Below are 20,200 nucleotides of genomic sequence, written 5' to 3' on the forward strand. Positions count from 1 at the left end.
GTATCACTTGTATTTGAGGTAGATCGTGGTATCTACCTCGACCTTTGGTGGTCCGGGGTCAGGAGTTTGAGCGACGATGATCTTGTTATCCGTCTCCGGGCCGTTAATGAAAGTGTTCCACTGCGGTGAGATGTCGACCTTAAGGCCCGAACTGTCCGCCAGCGCCCGTGCCTGCGCGACGGTGGATCCAACGAAGTCGGGCACCTGGACCTGGGGCTTGCCTTCGGACACGTAGAGGGTGATGGTGGCCGTTCGCGTCGACGCCGAGCCCGCCGCGGGGTCGGTCTTGTAGACTTCGCCCTTGTTGACGTCGAGAGTGCGTCCTGTCTGCGTAATTACGTTCATGTTGAACGCGGCGAGCTGGGCCTTGGCCTGCTCCTCGGTGAGCCCCTTGAGGTCGGGTATCGTGATCGGCTGGGGGCCCTGAGAGACGACCATGTTGATCGGCAGGTCGTGCCGGACGGAGGTGTCGGCGACGGGGTCGGTCGACATGACCTGGCCACTTGGCACCGTGTCGGAGTACACCCTGTCCGTCGTGCCCACCGAGAATTCGGCCTTGGACAACGCGTCGATCGCGTCGCCCTCGGTCTTGCCAACCACCCCTGGCACGATCTGCATGCGGGGCCCTTCGGAGAGCACAATTTTGACGGTGTCGTTCTTGGCAATGCGTTCCTGCGCGGCGGGTGACGTGCGGATGACGATGCCTGCGGGAACCGCGTCCGAGTATTCGGTGATCACGATCGCATTCAGACCCGCGGCGCTCAGGATCGCTTGGGCCTCGTCGGCCGTCTTCTCCGTGACGGGAGGGACGATCGTGTACGCGCCGGGGCCTTGAGTGTTGTACCACCACGCGCCAAGCCCGAGAGTGAGCAAGAGCGCGGCGACAATGGCGACGACCCATAGGGTCCACCGCGGACGGCTACGTGCTGGGGCAACGGCGTCGGGGTCGTCGTCGATGAGTTCTGCCTCGACCGGCGCAAACAGCGGCTCGTTGAGTCCGATCGGCAACGCGATCGTCGAGCCCGGAGGCGTGAGGTCGAACACGGTGGTGGCGTCGGCGTCGTCGTCGGCGTCGTCGACGAGGCGATAGGTGCCGGACGGAGGGTCCGCCTTGCGGTCGAGAGTCGGCTCGTCGATCATCGCTCGTGTCTGCCTGACCATCGCGAGAGCGGCGGTGGCGTTCGATGGGCGGCCGGCGGGGTCGCGCGAGGCGAGAGTGAGCACCAGAAGATCAATCTCCGCGGGGAGCCAAGGAGCGTACGTCGATGGCGCGGGCACGTCTTCGTGCACGTGCCGTGTCGCAACTTCGATCGCCGACGGCGCCGTGAAGGGCTGCCTGCCAGTCAGCGCCTCGAAGAGCATGATCCCGACCGCATAGACGTCAGTGCGGGCGTCGGCCTCGCCGCGTTGAACAAGCTCGGGCGCGAGGTAGGCGACGGTTCCCATGACGGTTCCGGTCGACGTTGACGTCACCTCGGTGACCGCGCGTGCCAGGCCGAAGTCGGCGAGCTTGGGCCTGCCGTCCTCGTCGATCAGCACGTTTTCGGGCTTGACGTCCCTGTGGACGAGCCCGAGGCGATGCGCCGCGGACAGGGCGTCCAGAATCGCGTCGATCATCGCGAGCGATTCGCCCACGGTGAGAGTCGATTCGTGGAGTAGTCGCGTGCGAAGGTTCTCGCCGTCGACGTATTCCATCGTGAGGTACGAAAGGTCGCCGTCGGTTCCTTGGTCGTAGACCCGCACCAGGCCTGGGTGCGTGAGCCTTGCCGCAGCCTTCGCTTCTCGCCTGAAGCGAGAGGCAAACTCACCTTGCTCGGAGTCCCGGCCAAAGGCGGCGTGCATGACCTTGACCGCGACGAGGCGCTCGAGACGCTTGTCGAGAGCCAGATACACCGTCGCCATGCCGCCCGCGGCGATGCGTTCGCGCACCTCGTAGCGGCCGTCGATGAGACGGCCCAACAGGGGGTCGGTCAGAGTTTCGGCCACGGTCTCATCATAGGTTCTCGAATGGGGGCATCGGGGAGGTCCGTGTGGTTTGTGGCCTACTTGAAACGCGCCATCAACGTGACGACCGACGCGACGTACTGCCTGGTATCGGGGTTGAGTCCGCGCTGGCGAACCGACAGTTCTCCCTGGTAGTAGCCCGCGATTGCAGTTTCAACGGGGGTGCCATTGCGCAGCAACTGCCTGAGGATGGCTACGCCCGCCGTAGCGTTGTCTTGCGCGATCAGCAGGTTCAAGGGCCTGCCAACAAGGCCCGATGCCCACTCGCCCGACGTGGGGATGACCTGCATGCACCCGAGCGCGTTGGCGGAGGACACGGCGCGTTGGTTGAAGCCGGACTCCTGGTACGCGATTGCCTGCGCGAGCGCGGGGTCGACGCCCATTGCATTGGCGGTGTCGATGACGAGTTGTTGCATCTGCACCCTGCTGGGTACGTCCATGGCGTTGAGGGTCGCCTTGTTGACGTTGGCGGCGGCGACCACGTCTGCCGGGTAGGTGTACCCGAGGAACGTGTCACCGACGAGCCCTGTGGGTACGCCGCCAGGAATCGTGAGGCTCTGGCCGGTGCGAATGATCGAGGGGTTCGTCATCGCATTTGCCGAGGCGATTGCCGACACCGAGGTGCCAAAGCGCGCGGCGATTCCCGACAGCGTGTCCCCCCTGACCACGATGTAGGTCGACGCTGGTGTTGGGGCGAGAGCCGAGGTCGAACCATTCGTCGACACGAGGGGTGCCGTCGCACCCGCAGGGATGGTGAGCGGCTGGTTGACCCGAATGAGCGAGGGGTTTGCCACACCATTGAGCTGTGCAAGCCCGGCCACCGACGTGCCGAGCTTTTGGGCGATTGACCAGAGAGTGTCGCCCAACTGCACCACGTACGTGGCCGCCATGGTGTTCGAGGGTGCAAGGGAAGCGGCGGCGCCCCCTGGGATCGCGAGGGCCTCGCCGATCCGAATCAACGTGGAATTTGCCATGCCGTTCGCCAGCTGAAGGGCAGCCACGGAGGTGTGAAACCTCGTGGCGATGGCCCATAGGGTGTCGCCCTTGGCGACGACATACGTTTTCGGTGCGGATGCGGCGACCGGCGTCGCCGAGCCGTCGGGGAGTGTGAGGTGCTGGCCGGCGTAGATCGTCGCCCGCGCGTCGAGGTTGTTGGACGCGACGATCGTGGACACGCTCACGCCATGCCCACGGGCGATCGCGGTGACCGTGTCGCCCGGCTGAACCACATAGTCCTGCGCGTATGCGGGCGCAGCGACGAGCGCAAGCGCCGCGGTCGCGGTCAGGGATGTGGAAACGGTGCGAAGGCCCGCAGTCTTGAGGTCCATGTGGAGTAGCCTCCGGCCGTGCAGTGACTGGTGATGCACAAGTGGTGCATGTGTCTAATGTGACAAGAGTGACTGTAGGGGATTTGCGCCGGGCGCACAAGACGTGCCCCAGGGTGGCTACCCTGGGGGCGTGACCGAATGGATGAGTGTTCCCGAATGTGCCGAGGCGCTCGGCGTGTCCCTGTCCCGCGTGCGTGAGCTGCTGAAGGACCGCAACCTCGTGGCGACGAGGAGGGGAGAGAACAACGCCGTCTATCTGCCGGCGGGGCAAATCATGGACGGCGAAGAGGCCCGATATGTCCTCGCTACAGTGCGTGGCACCGTCATGGTGCTCGCCGACCTGGGCTATTCGGACGACGATATTGTCACCTGGCTGGTGAGTCAGCACGAGGAGCTTGAGGGCAGCCCGCTCGATGCGTTGAGGGCCGGTCAGAGGGCCCACGTGAGGCGTTTGGCCCAGACGGCGCTGTAGGAACCGAGCGGCCCCGACGGGCTGCCGTGGCGGCCGCCACGACTGTCAGGAAGCCCGCGCGGCCATCGCCTCGAAGACCGCGACCAGTTGCGCGCGGTCATCGGGATCCATGGTGATCTCTTCGAGGCCGGACGTCGCCTCAGATGTGTGGCGCGAGATCTCGGCTTCTGCGGCGTCGATCGTGCCGGATCGCACCATGACGTCGACCGCAAGGGCAACGGACTTGGCGTCTCCGCCCAGTGCGTTCACGAGACGTTCGCGGTCTTGGGCGTCTGCCACCGAGAATGCGTGGCCGAGAAGGAGTGTCCGCTTGCCCTCTCTGAGGTCGTCTCCCGCAGGCTTCCCAGTCTCCGCCTCCGAGCCAATAACTCCCAGGACGTCGTCCCTCAATTGAAAGGCGACGCCTAGGGGGACGCCAACGGCCGCCCACGCGTCTACCTGTTCGGGAGTGCATCCTGCGAGCGCTGCGCCTATGGCGAGCGGACCGACCGTCGTGTAGGAAGCCGTCTTGGCGCGCATGACCGCGAGAATCGCCTCGCGTTCTTCTGCTAAGAGTTCGACGGGCTGCGCCGCGAGGCGTAGGTCGAGATACTGACCGGCCGTGCAGACGGTAGCCATGGTGGTGAAACGGTCTCCTACGGCAGCCGCGACCTTGGCTTCGACGCCCGCGAGCGCGCCGACGAGCTCACCCATACACGCCATCAGCGCAAGGTCTCCCGCAAGGATCGCGCCGCTCGTGCCAAAACGAGCGGAATCGCCGCGCCATCCGGATTCCAGGTGAAGGCCCTCGATGACGCGGTGGGTGGAGGGCAGCCCCCTGCGCATGTCCGAGTCGTCGAGAACGTCGTCGTGAATCAGTGCGGCGACCTGGAAGAGCTCGAGCGCCGCCGCGATTCGCAGCGCGACGTCTTCCCTGACGCCGCCAGCCGCCGTATGGCTCATGATCAGGAGCGTCGATCGCAGCCTCTTGCCCTTAGATGCGAGAACGGATAGCGGTTCAAGGAGATCGAGGTTGAGGCCTGCCATGGGTGCGACGGATTGTGTGAGGCGTTTCAAGGCCTCGCCCACGGCGCTTCCGACTCGTTCTGGAGTGGTGTGCTGCATGACCGCCAGCCTAGGGGAGCGTCGTGCCCAGGACCCGAGTTTGCGCGTTGCCCTCACCCCACTCTGCCGAGCGGCCTCGCGTTCTGCCAGCCAATGCAGTCTTGTCCTATGTCGGTTCACGTGCGTACTCCTGGCGAACTCATCGCGTCCATTCCCGTGCTTCTGGGCTTCGTGCCGCTCGACTCGATCGTCGTTGTCGGCATCGGTACGTCCGGGCGCGTCGCTCCCATCGTCCGCCTCGACAGGGACGATTGCCTGATCGCCGAACTCGCGAAGAGTGTCGCAAGTGCGGTGGTCGGTCACTTGGCGCGCGCACGAGCCACGAGCGTCGTCCTGGTGAGTTTCAGGCATGGAGGTGAGCCGCTCCAGTGCGTAGCCCTCGACACGCTGAGATCGCTGCTCGGCGGGCACATCGAAGTGGCCGACGCGTGGGTCGTGGCAAGCGGGCGCTTTCGTGCCCCCGAGTGCCCCGATCGAGGTTGTTGTCCCGACGGAGGCAGGGCGGTCCCTGCGGCACCGGTCGGGGTGCCCGCTTACGGTTCCCCACACGTCACCTCCCACGGCTCACGCGAGATCCGTGCGTCCCGTGCACCAGGCGATCGGCGAAAGAGGGCGCGAGCGGCTTACAAGCGCGCATGGCGTGCGCGGGCAACCGCGCAGCAGGCGAGAGGCGCGGTGCAAAATTTGACCGGCGGGTCGCCTGACCCGCGAGAGCCTGAACGCCGCGCGGCGTTAGCACGCTGGCGACTCGAGAAGCTCGACGGCTGGCGTGAAGCGCTTTCGCACGCGGCCGCCGGAATCTTGCCAAGCGACGCCGAGACAGGCAAACTCGCCGCAGGCCTGTCCGACATTGTGGTGAGGGATGCCGCCGTGATCTCCATGGTCCCCGGAAGAGGTGCGGTGGCGAACGCCCTCTGCGAAGATCCTGCGACGCCAGGGGTTCGCGAGGCGTTGTCAGTCATGATCGCGGCGGAGGCCGCGGTGCGACCGCGAGAGGCGGATGTCTTGGCGCTCGTGGCGCTCGCGGAACACGTCGCTTCACTGTGTGATGAGGGGGCTGCGCCCGCATTGACTCTCGCGGGTCTCGCACTGTGGTGGAGTGGGGACGACTCGACGGCCGAACACGCCATCGCGTGCGCGCTCGCGGCGGGGCCGGGCTATCGTTTGGCGGAGCTCGTAGCCTGCGCGCTCGAAGCGCACATGCCGCCGGGATGGATTGCCGCCGCATAGTTCGCATATGGGGCAGCAACCACCCTGAGGGGTGCGGATGGCACGAATCCTGCGTTTCGTACGTTGACAAAGGCGCTACAATTTAGTGAATTTGCTGCGCGGCTCAAGGCCACGGCAATCCCCTGAATGTTGTATCGAGAGGACGCCTGTGTCGCCTGATCAAACGGGCCTCACGAGTGCCTCACGGTCCAGTCGCCATCGTCCCACCTCCGCAAGGCCGCCTAAGGAGCACACCACGTCCGCTACTGCCGCAACTCCTGATACCGCAACCACCAAGGCAACGCGTGGTCGCAAAGCAGCGCCCAAGGGTGCAGCGGCCGCGAAGGCTGCCGCTGCCAAGGGCGACGCGGCTGTCGACGAAGTTCAAGATGACGCCGTTGACCCGGATATCGAGGTAGTGATCGTTGCCAAGGGCGACGGTGATGAGGAGGACGATGAGGCCGTCACCGGCTTCGTGATCTCTGGCGAGGACGACGACGCTCCTGTTCAGCAGGTCATGACCGCGGGCGCCACGGCCGACCCCGTCAAGGACTACCTGAAGCAGATTGGCAAGGTGGCCCTCCTCAACGCCGAGCAAGAGGTCGATCTCGCCAAGCGCATCGAGGCCGGCCTGTTCGCCGAGGAAAAGATCGGATCTGGCGACAAGATGGCGCCTAAGGCGCGCCGCGAACTCGAGTGGATCGCCAACGACGGTCGCCATGCTAAGAACCACTTGCTCGAGGCCAACCTTCGCCTCGTTGTGTCTCTTGCCAAGCGCTATACCGGTCGCGGAATGCTCTTTCTGGACCTGATCCAGGAGGGCAACCTCGGCCTGATTCGCGCGGTGGAGAAGTTCGACTACACCAAGGGCTACAAGTTCTCGACCTACGCGACCTGGTGGATTCGTCAGGCCATCACGCGCGCCATGGCCGACCAGGCTCGCACCATTCGTATCCCGGTGCACATGGTCGAGGTCATCAACAAGCTCGCGCGCGTGCAGCGGCAGATGCTCCAGGACCTGGGCCGCGAGCCCACCCCGGAGGAGCTCGCCAAGGAACTCGACATGACGCCCGAAAAGGTCGTCGAGGTCCAGAAGTACGGCCGCGAACCCATCTCGCTGCACACCCCCTTGGGTGAGGACGGCGACTCCGAATTCGGCGACCTGATCGAGGACTCCGAGGCCGTCGTTCCCGCCGACGCCGTGGGCTTCACGCTGCTCCAGGAGGAACTCAGCAAGGTCATGGACACGCTCAGCGACCGCGAGGCCGGCGTGGTCGGAATGCGCTTTGGCCTCACCGATGGACAGCCCAAGACTCTCGATGAGATCGGCCGCGTGTTCGGGGTCACCCGCGAGCGCATTCGCCAGATCGAATCCAAGACGATGTCCAAGCTGCGTCACCCGTCCCGTTCACAGGTTTTGCGCGACTACCTCGACTAAGAGCCAATCGAACGATCTACGAAACTCCCTAGTATTCAGGGTGTTTCTAGTTCCGACACGCCCAACATACACCCGCACAGCGCTGTTAGTCCAGATATCGGACTAGGATTGTCGTATGTCAAACACGGTGACGTCTGACCTGATCGACTCGTGGGTTCTCCACCTACGCGCCGAGCGCAAAGCTGCCCAGACCATCAAGTCCTACACCACGGGGGTCTACGGGCTCATGGAATGGTGCGCCTCTCAAGGTGCCACGCCTGAGATCACGCGGGCAAACGTGAATGGCTACGTCGCGCACATGCTCGAAGCCGGACGCGAACCGGCGACCGCCAGAGCCCGCCAACTCGGAGTGCGTCGGTTCAGCGCATGGCTGACCGATGAGGGGGAGATGGCCGCAGATCCGCTCGTGGGCATCAAGGCGCCGAAACTTGACTCCAAGGTCGTGCACCCGCTCACCGATGACCAAATCAGAGCGCTCATTAAAGCGTGCGCGGGCAAAGACTTCCGCGACCTACGCGACACCGCCATCGTGCGCCTCATGGTCGAGACTGGCATACGGGCGGGGGAGTGCGCGTCGATCTTTCTGGCCGACTACGACAAACTAAGCGGCACCATCACCGTGCGCCGTGGCAAGGGTGGCAAGGGCCGCGTCGTGCCCTTTGGGCCACAGACAAACATCGCCATCGACCGATATATCCGCAACGGTCGCAACGGCCACACGCTCGCCACGCGCCCCGAACTTTGGCTAGGGGACCGCAAGCGCGGATTCACCTACGACGGCCTCCACAAGGCCTTGCAGGGCCGCGCACGGGCAGCCGGGATAGACGGCTTCCATCCTCACCTCTTGCGCCACACAGCCGCCCACAGATGGCTTGCAGCAGGAGGCTCCGAAGGTGGCCTTATGGCAGTGGCGGGATGGACGCGCCCCGACATGCTCCAGCGCTACACCAAGGCCCGTGCCGCCGACCGTGCCGCCATAGAGGCCCGAGGGCTCAACCTGGGGGACATATGAGCCGCAAGCGCAAGACTGAACCATCCCCATTGCTCCGGCGCCGTGGCGAGACTGGCAAGGGACTATTCCCGGCAGACCGTCACGCCGCAGTAGAGATTGTTGACGAACTCGGACACCGACTGGTGCGGGTCGGTCGCTTCTACGACGAACTCGACCGCACAAGAATTTGGCGGGATAGGAGCACTGTCGGCGAGCGCGTCTCCATGTACACCACGGAAGACGAGTCGGGGCTTCTCTTCACTTGCCCGGCGTGTAGTGATCGCGGTGTGGGCGTGTACTCCGTGAGCATGCAACGTCTCATCGACGTGATCGACGAACTCTGGCAAGAGGGCGCTGGGGGCGTCACCCCAACCCGTAGACTGATCACGGCGCGCGCGGTATAGCGCCACTGCTTGACAAACGAACTACACGGGTGTAATTCTGGTGTTGAGCATGTGGAAGTGTGTTTAGACAAACTTCGGACATGTGCAAGGCGAATAGCCCTTAGGGGCGGGGCCACCGTGACGGACCCTTCATCAGACGCGGGGTAGAGCGGGCTTCGGTGTCCGCAATCTCTGAATTTGGAGATTCCCCCATGTCTGAACAGACATCCGCAGCCGCAAGCCTTCTAGGCCGTATTGGCGCACACTCCAAGTGGGCAAACACCACCGACCGATCCGCAGCAACCGCAGCGGCCAGGAACGCATTCATGGAGCGTTTCGAGAACCAGGTGGACCCCCACAAAACTCTCGCGCCAGACGAGCGCGCCCGCAGGGCTCAACATGCCCGCAAGGCGTACTTCCAGCGTCTCGCACTACAGTCCGCACGCGCCCGCGCTACCAATCGCACCGAAGTAGCGCTCGCGGTGTACGGCGGTGTCGCTTAGCGAACGCTCGGCCCCTCACGCTTTGGAGGGTCGCCAGGGACCGAGCGTTACCGACAAGCCAAATCTACCGACCACCACGCATCCGGAAATCTTGACCGAGAACCGGGGAACACTGAGCAGCACCAACACCTCAATTCTACCGAGCACCGCAAGGACCAAGCGGGCTCGCCTGTTCGTCGACAGCACCGGCAGATACCGAAGCGACGACTTCGAGCTGATGCTTGCGGCTGTCGCACAGGAGGCCGAGGCTGACCGCCAATATGGTCGACCGCTCGACTACAGAGATCCCACCGGCGACCGGGCAACGTGGAACATGCTGATGACCGAAACCGCGCGGGGACGGGGGCGGCGATGAGTAAAGAAGCCATTGCCTGGGCGCTCGCTGCCCCGGTCTGGAATCCGCGTCCAAAGGTCGCAGATAAGCCGCGGGGGCGTGTCAGTACGAACAAACGCAAGCCGGATCCTGCCCCTGTCCAGACGGTTCACCTGCCACCCGTACCGCCCGAGGCGTTGCTAACCCTCGTCTATCTGGCGAACCGCGAACAGGACGGCGTCACGTGGGTATCGGCCAAGAAGATCGCGGAGGAACGCGGACTATGGCGCGGGCCCATCTATCGCCACCTCGACCGGCTCGAAGGGGCCGGATATATCACCGCGATCACCGCAGCCGAACTCCCTGAGTCCAAGGCGAAGGTATACGCGCAGAAGACAACTGGCGAGCCGCGAATCTGGCGACTCAACTACGCCACCGATGACGACGTCTCACAACACGAGACGCAGCCATTCTCACAACACGAGACGCACGGTGCACCACAACACGAGACGCACGACGTCTCACTGCATGAGACCCCAAAGGAAGTAGTAACTGAATCTCAATTGGAAGGGGAAGCGCCCGCCATGGAATCCGAGGCCCAAAACGACCTAGGCGGGCAGGCTTCTCCGCCCGTAAACCCCACACCCGAACAGATCGCCGCACGCCGCTATCCCAAACAGTGCGCCGACCATCAAGCGCGACTCAACGGCGGCGACACATTCGACCCATGCAACGCATGCAAGAGCGCGGGAGACGAGTGGCCCGACATCCAACGCCAGGTCTCACGGAACAAGCGAGCCCGTGAGGTCGAGGAGCAACGGCGCGAGGCCACGACCAAGTCCCAAGCGATCCGTGGGTGTGACCTGTGCGACGAGCGGGGCTACCGCAGCGGCGGACTTTGCCACCACGACCCCGAACTCGCAGACAAGTCGCACGCAGGCTACATGGACGCCGTCAAGGCCCTCAAGGCGGCATCGTGAGCGACCTCCCTCTCATGCCCGAGGCGCTGAGGCACAGCTGGCGCAACCTATCCGCACTCATCGAAGCGACCGCCGAGCGTCAAGTCGTGCCGTGCTTCAACGGCACCGACGTACCGCGCATGTGGTGGACATCTGACGATCAGCGGCAAAGAGCCGAAGCGGCCACGGCGTGCGCAATATGCCCAGTGCTCACACAGTGCAGCCAGTACGGAATCGACAATCCCAAAGAGGTTGGCGTCTATGGCGGCATGAGTGAAAGACAGCGCGTGAAAGTCGCCCGCGAAATATCTGAGAGGACCGCCGCATGACCCGCAGAATCCCGATAGTCGAAACACTCGACCTCGTGCTCAACCTCGCACCCGACACCCTAGAAGCACTGCGACTTGAGGCGGCCGACCGTGACGAACTGTTCCAACACGTCTACAACCTCGCCTTTGTCGTCGTAAGGCAACTCAAACCCGACGCCGACATCGATCGACTAGGCGCGATCCACGACGCCCAGCACGCGCACACATTCCGCGAGCACGCACCAGGGAACTAGACAGAGCAACGCGCGCCGACGTTCGCCCTACTCTCCGACAAGGCACGAGCAACGGAGCGTAGGGCAGACGTGGGCAGGACCGATCCAAGGCTTTACCTCCCACGCTAAAGAACGGTAAAGAAAGTAAAGTTTTGGTAAAGGAGACAGCAAGACCCCAGCCGTTCTAACTTTTCTCTCCCTGTTTACCAGGCCTAACGCTATCCGAAGACCCGAGGGGGCGTAATGCCTGGCAAGGTATGCCCTCAGTGTGGTAAAGGGTTTGACGCTAAGCGTTCGACGGCGGACTTCTGTACCAAAACCCGCCGGGTAAGGGAAGACACGGAAAGGTACTTGCGCCCCTCGGTAGAATTGAATTAGCACGCCACGCCGTACGCCACGCCGGATCCCATATTTAAGGGCCACCACCTGACGCAACACCTGACGAGCGATACACAGGCAGTTGTGCGATTTGCGCCGGAGCCTTTCGAGGCCACCACCCAAAGACGCCGCTAGAAGCCTGTGCACTCCCTCAGAATCACAGGATAGGTGTACCCAAAATGACCATTATCGATGAACTCAAGTCCCGTCGCGCGGGGATCAAGGCAAAGATTGACAGCCTTACCGCAGACCCTAATACGTTTACCCCCGCTGTCGAGGCGAAATGTACAGCGCTTGTCTCTGAAGTCAGGGGCATCGATCAGCGCATCGCTGATTTGTCCGAGCAGGACGCCATGGAACAGCGGGCGAACGGTGTCCGCATCGGCCCCGGTGTCAGTGTCCGCACAACCACGGGCGGCGTGCCTCTCAAGATCCAAGACAGGCCACGTGCCGAGACCTACACCCGCAACGGTGAGTTCTCGTTCTTCGCTGACGTTCTCGCATCGAGCCGACAGGACAAGGCAGCGTCCGAACGCCTCATCGCGAACCAAGAGGCACAGGGCCGCGCACTCACGACCGTCGCGGGCGCTGGCGGCAACTTCGCACCGCCTCTTTGGCTTGTCGAGGATTACGTGAAGTTCGCCCGGCCTGGTCGCGTTGCGGCCGACCTCGCACAGAAGCACGAACTGCCCTACGGCGTGTCGTCGATCAACCTGCCCAAGGTGGCGAGCGGAACTTCGGTGGGTACCACCGTCACGCAGAACACCGCCGTGAGCAATACCGACATCACGTCGACCTCGGTCTCCTCGGGGATTGTTTCTATCTCTGGCCAGCAGGTCCTTTCGCTTCAGTTGCTCAATCAGGGCGGCGCGGCAATGGATCAGATCATCTTGCAGGATCTGGCCCTAGCGTCGGCTCAGATGCTTGAGTTGCAAGTTCTCAGCGGTACGGGTAGCAACGGTCAGCTTCGCGGTCTCGACAGCGCAGGTGGCACGGCGGTCACGTTCACGACCACGGCGCCCTCGGTGGTGTCGACGGTCAACACGGCGTCGTTCTACTTCCAGGTGATCAAGGCGGCCAACACGGTGAGTTCTGGTCGTTTCCTGCCCGCCGATGCGATCCTCATGCACCCGCGTCGCTGGGCCTGGGTCTCTGCCGGTCTCGACTTGCAGAACCGCCCGCTCATCTCTGACGGTGGCGTGAGTTTCAACACTCCCGGCACAGTCGAGGCAATCGCGGCATCGGGTCGCGTTGGCACGCTTGCGAGCGGAATCCCGGTGTACACGTCGCCTAGCATTGCTACGAACCTCGGCACGGCGACGAACCAAGACAAGGTGTACATCTTGCGCTCTGCCGATATTCACCTCTGGGAATCGGGGCTCGAACTGAAGAGTTTCGATGCGACGTATGCCGATCAAAATTCGCTGCTCCTGCGCGCCCTGTCCTACGCCGCGTACATCCCGGACCGGTACACCGAGTCTGTGGTGACCATCGAGGGAACCGGCCTGGTCGATCCGGGTCTCGGCTGACCTATCTAGTTTCGACACCGGGTAGGCCGTTTATGGGCTGTGGTGGTCCCTGCGCGCGGACTACCCGATGTCGATCTCCACGTTCTTCTAGTGTCGGCGTCAACGTCACCGACAGCACGCTTTATACCAATGACATGGCGCGTGTTGCTGGAGCGATGGTAGGTGAGGGCCTTTCTTTCCTTTCGGCCTGTTGACCCTGCCAGCGTCGGCCTCCTTGGCCGTGTGGCGTCCTCACGGGCGCATTAGACCTCACGGCACAGCCGCCCCTGCCTGCCTTTCTCCGCAGGTGGGGGCGGCTACCCCAATCAGTGACGCGGGCGACCGCCTCACATACCCCGAGTTTGTCGCGCCCTGTAGCGCGATAGAGAGCATCAACAAGGAGTCCAGCTGATGGCCGTACAGAATCTCACGTGGCTCCTCACCGCTAAGGATGAGGCGTCTGCCGTCTTTGCCAGGGTTGGCAAGGAGATCGAAGGCCAGACCACGAAGATGCAGGCGTTCCAGGCCGCATCGGTGACGGTGGCGAAGTACACGGCGGCTGGTCTTGCTGTGGTTGCTGGCGTGGGCGTCAAGATGGCGTCTGATTTTCAGACGTCCATCACGACGCTGGTGACAGGTGCTGGTGAGTCAGAGAACGCGATTGCCGGTGTTAGCCAGCGCATCCTGGACATGGCGGGGTCTGTGGGCACGATGCCGTCCCAACTGTCGGCGGGCATGTACCTGGTCGAGTCCGCTGGCTACAGGGGCGCCAAGGGTCTAGACGTTCTCAAGTCTGCCGCTGAGGGTGCGAAGGTTGGTGGCGCGGATCTCGCGACGGTTGCCGACGGCCTAACCACGGCAATGAAGGACTACAACATCCCGATCGCGCAGGCGGCGGATACGACGTCGAAGTTGATTGCCACGGTTGGCGCGGGCAAGACCACCATGGGCGACTTGTCGGCGTCGCTGTCTCAGGTGTTGCCCTTTGCGAAGGACCTGGGCATTAGTTTCAACGACACCATGGGCGCAATGGCCACGATGACGGGCCAGGGCATCCAGGCCGATCAGGCCGCCACCATGCTCAAGTTCACCATTATGTCCCTCGCAAACGTGACCCCGCAGGGTGTCGCGGCGCTCAAGTCGGTAGGCATGAGCGCTCAAGACCTGACGGACGACCTGAGTAGCAAGGGGCTGTCTGGCACGCTCGCGGACCTCACCGACGCCTTTGCCACAAAGTTCGGCAAGGGTACGGCGGCATACAATCAGGCCCTCGCCGCCACGGTTGGTGGCACACGCGGCCTAGGCGCCACGCTGGCATTGACTGGCGATAACGCGACCACGTTTGCGGCCAACGTCAAGACCATTGGTGCCGCACACGCAGAGGCTGGCGGCCACGTCAAGGGTTTCGCTCTTGAGGAAGAAACCCTCTCGTCAAAGATGGACACCGCGAAGGCGTCGCTTGCATCAACGGCGATCAACCTGGGTAATGTGCTCTTGCCAGCTGTCACGAAGGTAACGGCGGCGTTTGCCGAGTTCTCGGGGTGGATGGCAAAGAACAAGACCGCCGTGGACGTGACTCTTGGCGCCATCGCGGGGCTTACCGTGACGATCCTTGCGGTGTCTGTCGCTCAAAAGGTGTGGACCGCCATGCAGGTTATCGCCACGGCCGCCCAGGGTATCGCCACCGCTGCACAGTGGGCGTGGAATGCGGCAATGACCGCGAACCCTATTGGCCTTGTCATCGTTGCCATCGGACTTCTTGTGGCCGCCATTGTGTGGATCGCCACGAAGACCACATGGTTCCAGACCGCATGGAACGCATCGTGGGGGCTCATTAAGGCCGTCGCGGGCGCCGTTGGGGACTGGGTGACAAGCAAGTGGGGCACCGTCCTCGATTTCTTCCAGGCGGTCCCAGGCAAGATCGGCAGTTTCTTCTCAAGTGTCGGCGACTTCATCACGCGCCCGTTCAGGTCGGCATTTAACCTCGTCTCGGACATGTGGAATCACACGATTGGCAAGTTGAGTATCCACATTCCGTCATGGGTTCCGGTGATTGGCGGCAAGGGTTTTGACTTCCCCACCCTGCCGCACCTTGCAACGGGTGGCATCGTCTCCAAGCCCACCATCGCAATGATCGGCGAGGGCCGCGAGCCTGAGGCTGTCGTGCCGCTGTCGCGGCTGAACCAGATGATAGGCGGCAAATCTGGCGCAAATGGCCCCACGGAACTCGGAGACGCCACCCTCGACCGACTCGCGGCAATCGTCCTCGACGGAGCCAAGCGCATCGCTGACGGGCGAATCAGCAACAGGGAACGCGAATACAAGCAGATGGGTCGACAGGCGCTGCCCGCCTAGCGGTTGCAACACGCGCTACCCTGCGCCAATCTGGACTAGTCCTGCCCGGCCGCTCACCCCTGAGCCGGGCGGGGCTTTGACCGTTCGAGGAGGATCGCCTTGGAATACGAGATGGACGCGAGTGCTTTTCGCAACTACCCCGACCATCAAGCGTGCGTCCTCGTGTGGAACGGCGCCGACGGACCGGAAACCCACATCGTCATGAATCCGACATCCCTCTACTCCGGACTCGCCTCGTTTGAGGTCTGGCTTGCGGGCATGCTTGAGCGCATCGAGACCTACGGTCTGGAACGGGCGGCGGAAATCGACGGTTGGCAATTGCGCAGCGACGGCGCCTATCAAATGTGGGTTCGGACCGTACAAATGGACCCGACGCTTGACTTCTAGGCGCGGGACGCAAAGAAACCCCCGGGGTGGTCAGTCCCGGGGGTTTCTCTCTTTCTGTCTCTCCTGGACGGACTTTGCGCCTAGGGGCCTACCGCACCAACTCGGACGGCGCAATACCCAACGCAGTCGCGATGCGCGAGAGGTCGGACATCATGATGCGACCACCAGGGCGCACCTTACGGCGCAAACTCTCGCGTGGGATACCTGTCGCGCGCGCTAAGGCCGCCAGCGAGATCCCCCGAGCCGTGAGGATTTCTTCGATCTTCGCCCTCACCTTGATCTCGCTGGCGCTGGAGTGTGTCGCTGTCGCCCGCTGAGGTACCTTGTGGTCGATCTCGCGGGTGAGTGTGGTGCTGTCCATTTTCTGACCCTTCCAAGTGCGGGCCGAGCGCTTCCCGGCTCCGCGTGTCGAAACTATGCCCGACCACCGACAATTAGTCCAGGATATTACAGGCCACAGCGCTCCTTGCCTTTACGTTTGCCCTGCTAGATGGCACAGCGCTAAGGCCATGAGACTGCGCGACTACCTCGACTAGCCGTCGCCCTCTTGCGCCGCGGCCACAGGGGCCGGCGTGTGAAGATAGGGCGATGAGGATCGAGATACTGCACATTGCCGGTTGCCCGCACACGGCGGGGGCGGGGCAGCGCGTGCACGAGGCGCTATCCGATGCCGCTCTCGATGGCGTTGAGGTCGCGTTCACGCTGGTTTCATCGAGCGCGGACGCCGCACGGGCGTCGTTTTCCGGCTCTCCCACCATTCTCATCGATGGAATCGACGCTTTCCCAAGTGGGACACGCACCGCGGAACTCGCGTGCCGCGTCTATCCGACCCCTGCGGGGCTTTCGGGGCTGCCCACGGTCGCGCAAATCGTGGAAGTCTTGGAACGCCTGACTCACGGGAAGACCCAGGCCACGGCGGCGCCATAGCCCCTCGGTCACCGTGACGACGCACTGCTCGGGCCGTCTTTGTCATGGGGCCCCAGGTCCTCCTCTGAGGAAAACGGGCTCGCTACCATTCGCATATGCCTGAATATCTCAGCCGGACCAGCACCCATGGACGATCGATGGCCGGAGCTCGGTCGCTCTGGAGGGCGACGGGAATGGTCGAGGGAGACTTCGGCAAGCCGATCATCGCGATCGCGAACAGTTTCACGCAGTTCGTCCCCGGCCACGTCCACCTTCACGACATGGGCCAGCGGGTCAAGAAGGTGATCGACGATGCAGGGGGCTGGGGCGTCGAGTTCAACACGATCGCGATCGACGACGGCATCGCGATGGGGCACGGCGGGATGCTGTACTCCCTGCCTAGCCGCGACCTGATCGCGGACAGCGTCGAGTACATGGTCAACGCCCACTGCGCCGACGCACTCGTCTGCATCTCCAATTGCGACAAGATCACGCCTGGAATGGTCATGGCCGCGATGCGGCTCAACATCCCGACGATCGTGGTCTCGGGCGGCCCGATGGAGGCAGGCAAGGTGTTGGGGACCATCGCGGGCAAGAGCGGGACGAGGGCCCTCGACCTCGTCGACGTGATGGTCGACGCGAGCGACGACACCGTGAGCGACGCGCAGATCGATGCGCTCGAGCGGTCCGCGTGCCCCACGTGCGGGTCGTGCTCGGGGATGTTTACGGCGAACAGCATGAACTGTCTGACCGAGGCGCTCGGCCTTTCCCTGCCGGGAAACGGAACGCTCGTCGCGACCCACGCCACCAGGTGGGGGCTCTTCGAATCCGCGGGCAAGCGCATCGTCGAGATGGCAAGGTCGTATTACGAGAGTGGAGACGAATCGATCCTTCCTCGCTCGGTTGCCACGCTTGAGGCCTTCGAGAACGCCATGACGCTCGACATCGCCATGGGCGGCTCGACCAACACGGTCCTCCACCTGCTTGCTATCGCGCACGAGGCCGGCGTGAACTTCACGATGGAGGACATCGACCGGCTCAGCCGCAAGGTTCCGAATATCTGCAAGGTTGCACCCTCGTCCCAGTACCACGTGGAGGACGTTCACCACGCTGGCGGCATCCTCTCCATCCTGGGCGAGCTCGACCGCGCGGGTCTCATTCATCGCGGGCCCCACACGGTGCACGTGCCCACGATCGGTGAGGCGATCGATCTCAACGACATCGGGCGCGTCACGGCGACCGACGAGGCGCGCAGGCGGGCGCTGGCGGCGCCTGGCGGGGTGCGCACCAAGACGGCGTTCTCTCAGGACACCTACTTCGATGAGCCCGATTCCGACAGGGCGAGGGGCTGCATCCGCGACGTCGAGCATGCGTACAGCTTGGACGGCGGGCTCGCCGTGTTGTACGGAAACCTCGCCGCCGACGGAAGCATCGTCAAGACCGCTGGTGTGGACGAGTCGATCTTCCACTTCGAGGGTCCCGCCAGGGTGTTTCACTCACAGGACCTCGCGTGCGACGCGATCCTGAACAATCGGATCCAGGCGGGCGACGTCGTCGTCATCGCCTACGAGGGACCACGCGGCGGACCGGGGATGCAGGAGATGCTGTACCCGACGTCGTTCCTGAAGGGCAAGGGCCTTGGCAAGGTGTGCGCGCTCATCACCGACGGGCGATTCTCGGGAGGAACCTCGGGCCTGAGCATTGGCCACGTCTCCCCTGAGGCCGCGGAGGGCGGGACGATAGGGCTCGTCGAGGAGGGGGACCAGATCCGCATCGACATTGCCACCCGGTCCCTCGAGCTTGTGATCACGGAGGCCGAATTGGAGCGGCGTAGGGCGGCCATGGAGTCCCGCGGATCCGGCGCGTGGAAGCCCGTCAGGGACCGCACCGTTTCGCAGGCGCTGAGGGCCTATGCCGCGATGACCACGAGCGCGGCCCGCGGGGCGGTCAGGGATGTTTCCCAGGTGGAGAAGTAGGGCGCGCGCTCAAGAGGCGAACACCTCCTTCACTCGGTCGGCTGCGGGACCTCTCCTAGTGCTGGCGGCTCGAGAGCGGCCGTCACTGATTGGCGTGCCGTCTGAGCCACCACGATGCCGACGAAGACCAGGACCGAGCCGGCCATCTGCAACGCGGAGAGGCTCTCGCCGAGCCACAGCCACGCGACGATGAACGCAAACAAGACCTCGGACGAGGCCGCGATGCCCACCGCCGTGGCGGACGTGTGTCTCAGGGCCATGAACAGCAACACGAAGGGCGCAAAACTCCCGAGCGTCACGATGTATGACAGCGGCAGCCACAGGGGCACCACCGCAGACTCGAGGGCCCCGGTGAGCGAAACGTGGCGCGTGAGGAGCGCGGGGTCGATGTTCCACCATCCGGAAAAGAGCGCCCAAAAGCCGGAGGCGAAGGTCGCCGCCCAGAACGCCACCGCGAGGGGGTGCTTCCTCGCGACCCCGCGTTCGCCGGCCAGGAAGTAGAACGCGAACGCGACCGCCGCCGCGAGTCCGGCGAGCACCCCGACTGGGTTCAACCGGGAGTCCCACACCTGCGCCACCACGGCGAGCCCCACCAGTACCGCCCCGATGGCCCACCACAGCCGGGCGCCGATGCGTTCGTGGAAGACGAGCCACGCGGTCAAGGCGACGAGGATGACCGCCGTGTACTCAAAGAGGAGTGCCACACCCACGGGCAATTTGGAGATCGCCACCGCGTAGAGCCACTGGACCATCGCCAGGCCGCCGACTCCCAGCAGCGCCAAGGCGGCAAGTTCGCGCCGGGTGACGGCAAAATGCCGCCAGCCCGCGAGGGCGAGCCCCAGACCAGAAAGGATCGCCGTGGCGACTACGCGCATCAGCGTCACCTGCGCCGGATTCAGGCCCGCCGCGATCACAACTTTGGAGACCGAGCCGTTCACGCCAAACAGGGCGGCGGCGAGCAAGGCGTACGAAGCGCCTCGAAGCGGCGAGCGGATGTAGTCGGGCGACATGGGCACATCGTAGGGCCGCGGCGGGGCCCGACTCTGCTCGATCGTTCGACGGGATAGCATCGACTCTGAAAACAAGGAGACCCCATGCACGCGCTCGAAACCACCTTTCTGATCCTTCACCTTCTGGGCCTGGCCGCGATTCTTGGCGGTTCGCTCGAGCAATGGCGAACGTCGGCGAAGCTCACGTCCCCCGTGACCCTCTGGGGTGCGCGGGCACAGCTCCTGACGGGACTCGCTCTCGCAGGGATCGTCTCCTCGAGCAGCAGCGATGGAGCCCCGAGCGCTGGCTGGCTTGCGGTCAAGTTGCTGGTCGCGCTCGCAATAGTCGCCGTGTCCGAGATGAACGCGAAGAAGGCCAAGATTGCACACTCGGCACGACTCATCGTGGCGTTGACCACGGTCAATGTCATCGTGGCCGTCGCCTGGCACTAGCCG

Annotated in this window: 20 protein-coding genes; 15 read left to right on the plus strand and 5 right to left on the minus strand. The window is 63.8% G+C overall.

The genetic code is table 11. From position 1 onward, the window contains the following. Positions 1-3: 3 nt before the first annotated feature. Complete coding sequence (gene pknB / locus BKA03_RS06715; protein ID WP_062075036.1) at positions 4-1,986, minus strand: Stk1 family PASTA domain-containing Ser/Thr kinase; 1,983 nt, start codon at positions 1,984-1,986, stop codon at positions 4-6. A gap of 56 nt (positions 1,987-2,042) precedes the next feature. Next, positions 2,043-3,332, minus strand: coding sequence for a lytic transglycosylase domain-containing protein (locus BKA03_RS06720; protein WP_062075037.1), 1,290 nt, complete (start codon positions 3,330-3,332; stop codon positions 2,043-2,045). A 130-nt stretch (positions 3,333-3,462) separates the two neighbouring features. On the opposite strand from BKA03_RS06720, the gene BKA03_RS06725 reads away from it, so the two are divergent. After that, entirely contained in the window at positions 3,463-3,804 is a 342-nt protein-coding gene (locus BKA03_RS06725; RefSeq protein WP_238579410.1) for an Rv2175c family DNA-binding protein, read from the plus strand. Between the two features lie 45 nt (positions 3,805-3,849). Here BKA03_RS06725 and BKA03_RS06730 read toward each other — a convergent pair whose 3' ends face one another. Beyond that, positions 3,850-4,908, minus strand: coding sequence for a polyprenyl synthetase family protein (locus tag BKA03_RS06730; RefSeq protein WP_083971526.1), 1,059 nt, complete (start codon positions 4,906-4,908; stop codon positions 3,850-3,852). A 108-nt stretch (positions 4,909-5,016) separates the two neighbouring features. Here BKA03_RS06730 and BKA03_RS06735 point away from each other — a divergent pair, with 108 nt between their 5' ends. The 11 genes from BKA03_RS06735 (at position 5,017) to BKA03_RS06785 (ending at position 15,873) form a co-directional block, all read left to right on the plus strand. Then, positions 5,017-6,138 carry a DUF4192 domain-containing protein gene (locus BKA03_RS06735; RefSeq protein WP_062075040.1) on the plus strand — a complete coding sequence of 374 codons (1,122 nt, stop codon included), beginning with the start codon at positions 5,017-5,019 and terminating at the stop codon, positions 6,136-6,138. A gap of 148 nt (positions 6,139-6,286) precedes the next feature. After that, positions 6,287-7,555, plus strand: a complete 1,269-nt coding sequence (locus BKA03_RS06740) for an RNA polymerase sigma factor (RefSeq protein ID WP_238579411.1) — start codon at positions 6,287-6,289, stop codon at positions 7,553-7,555. A 115-nt stretch (positions 7,556-7,670) separates the two neighbouring features. Continuing rightward, positions 7,671-8,567, plus strand: coding sequence for a tyrosine-type recombinase/integrase (locus BKA03_RS06745; RefSeq protein ID WP_083971531.1), 897 nt, complete (start codon positions 7,671-7,673; stop codon positions 8,565-8,567). Further along, positions 8,564-8,950: a hypothetical protein gene (locus BKA03_RS06750; protein ID WP_062075041.1), complete on the plus strand. Its 387-nt coding sequence runs from the start codon at positions 8,564-8,566 to the stop codon at positions 8,948-8,950. Before BKA03_RS06745 ends, BKA03_RS06750 begins: the two co-directional genes overlap by 4 nt. A 191-nt stretch (positions 8,951-9,141) precedes the next feature. Further along, positions 9,142-9,432 (plus strand): hypothetical protein, encoded by a 291-nt coding sequence (locus BKA03_RS06755; RefSeq protein ID WP_062075042.1) that lies wholly within the window; start codon positions 9,142-9,144, stop codon positions 9,430-9,432. A gap of 351 nt (positions 9,433-9,783) precedes the next feature. Then, positions 9,784-10,725, plus strand: coding sequence for a helix-turn-helix domain-containing protein (locus tag BKA03_RS06760; protein WP_152649530.1), 942 nt, complete (start codon positions 9,784-9,786; stop codon positions 10,723-10,725). Beyond that, positions 10,722-11,033: a WhiB family transcriptional regulator gene (locus BKA03_RS15705; RefSeq protein WP_062075044.1), complete on the plus strand. Its 312-nt coding sequence runs from the start codon at positions 10,722-10,724 to the stop codon at positions 11,031-11,033. Before BKA03_RS06760 ends, BKA03_RS15705 begins: the two co-directional genes overlap by 4 nt. Continuing rightward, a complete protein-coding gene (locus tag BKA03_RS06770; protein ID WP_062075045.1) occupies positions 11,030-11,266 on the plus strand; it encodes a hypothetical protein in 237 nt (78 codons plus the stop codon). The genes BKA03_RS15705 and BKA03_RS06770 overlap by 4 nt, the downstream gene beginning before the upstream one ends. Before the next feature lie 536 nt (positions 11,267-11,802). Then, positions 11,803-13,152 carry a phage major capsid protein gene (locus BKA03_RS06775; protein ID WP_062075046.1) on the plus strand — a complete coding sequence of 450 codons (1,350 nt, stop codon included), beginning with the start codon at positions 11,803-11,805 and terminating at the stop codon, positions 13,150-13,152. Between the two features lie 390 nt (positions 13,153-13,542). Continuing rightward, positions 13,543-15,486: a phage tail tape measure protein gene (locus BKA03_RS06780; RefSeq protein ID WP_062075047.1), complete on the plus strand. Its 1,944-nt coding sequence runs from the start codon at positions 13,543-13,545 to the stop codon at positions 15,484-15,486. Between the two features lie 111 nt (positions 15,487-15,597). Further along, the gene (locus BKA03_RS06785; protein ID WP_062075048.1) at positions 15,598-15,873 is read left to right on the plus strand and encodes a hypothetical protein; all 276 of its coding nucleotides are present in this window, start codon (positions 15,598-15,600) and stop codon (positions 15,871-15,873) included. 88 nt (positions 15,874-15,961) lie between these two features. On the opposite strand, the gene BKA03_RS06790 is transcribed toward BKA03_RS06785, so the two are convergent. Further along, on the minus strand, positions 15,962-16,234 hold the full coding sequence (locus BKA03_RS06790; RefSeq protein ID WP_062075049.1) for a helix-turn-helix domain-containing protein: 273 nt from the start codon (positions 16,232-16,234) through the stop codon (positions 15,962-15,964). Between the two features lie 227 nt (positions 16,235-16,461). On the opposite strand from BKA03_RS06790, the gene BKA03_RS06795 reads away from it, so the two are divergent. Further along, positions 16,462-16,800, plus strand: coding sequence for a hypothetical protein (locus tag BKA03_RS06795; protein WP_062075050.1), 339 nt, complete (start codon positions 16,462-16,464; stop codon positions 16,798-16,800). Positions 16,801-16,895: 95 nt separating this feature from the next. Next, a complete protein-coding gene (ilvD, locus tag BKA03_RS06800) occupies positions 16,896-18,755 on the plus strand; it encodes a dihydroxy-acid dehydratase (protein ID WP_062075051.1) in 1,860 nt (619 codons plus the stop codon). A 29-nt stretch (positions 18,756-18,784) separates the two neighbouring features. On the opposite strand, the gene BKA03_RS06805 is transcribed toward ilvD, so the two are convergent. Then, the gene (locus BKA03_RS06805; protein WP_062075052.1) at positions 18,785-19,765 is read right to left on the minus strand and encodes a DMT family transporter; all 981 of its coding nucleotides are present in this window, start codon (positions 19,763-19,765) and stop codon (positions 18,785-18,787) included. 84 nt (positions 19,766-19,849) lie between these two features. Here BKA03_RS06805 and BKA03_RS06810 point away from each other — a divergent pair, with 84 nt between their 5' ends. Next, the gene (locus tag BKA03_RS06810; protein ID WP_062075053.1) at positions 19,850-20,197 is read left to right on the plus strand and encodes a hypothetical protein; all 348 of its coding nucleotides are present in this window, start codon (positions 19,850-19,852) and stop codon (positions 20,195-20,197) included. Positions 20,198-20,200: the final 3 nt, after the last annotated feature.

Origin of the sequence: Demequina lutea (assembly GCF_013409005.1) — a bacterium.
Classification (GTDB): domain Bacteria; phylum Actinomycetota; class Actinomycetes; order Actinomycetales; family Demequinaceae; genus Demequina; species Demequina lutea.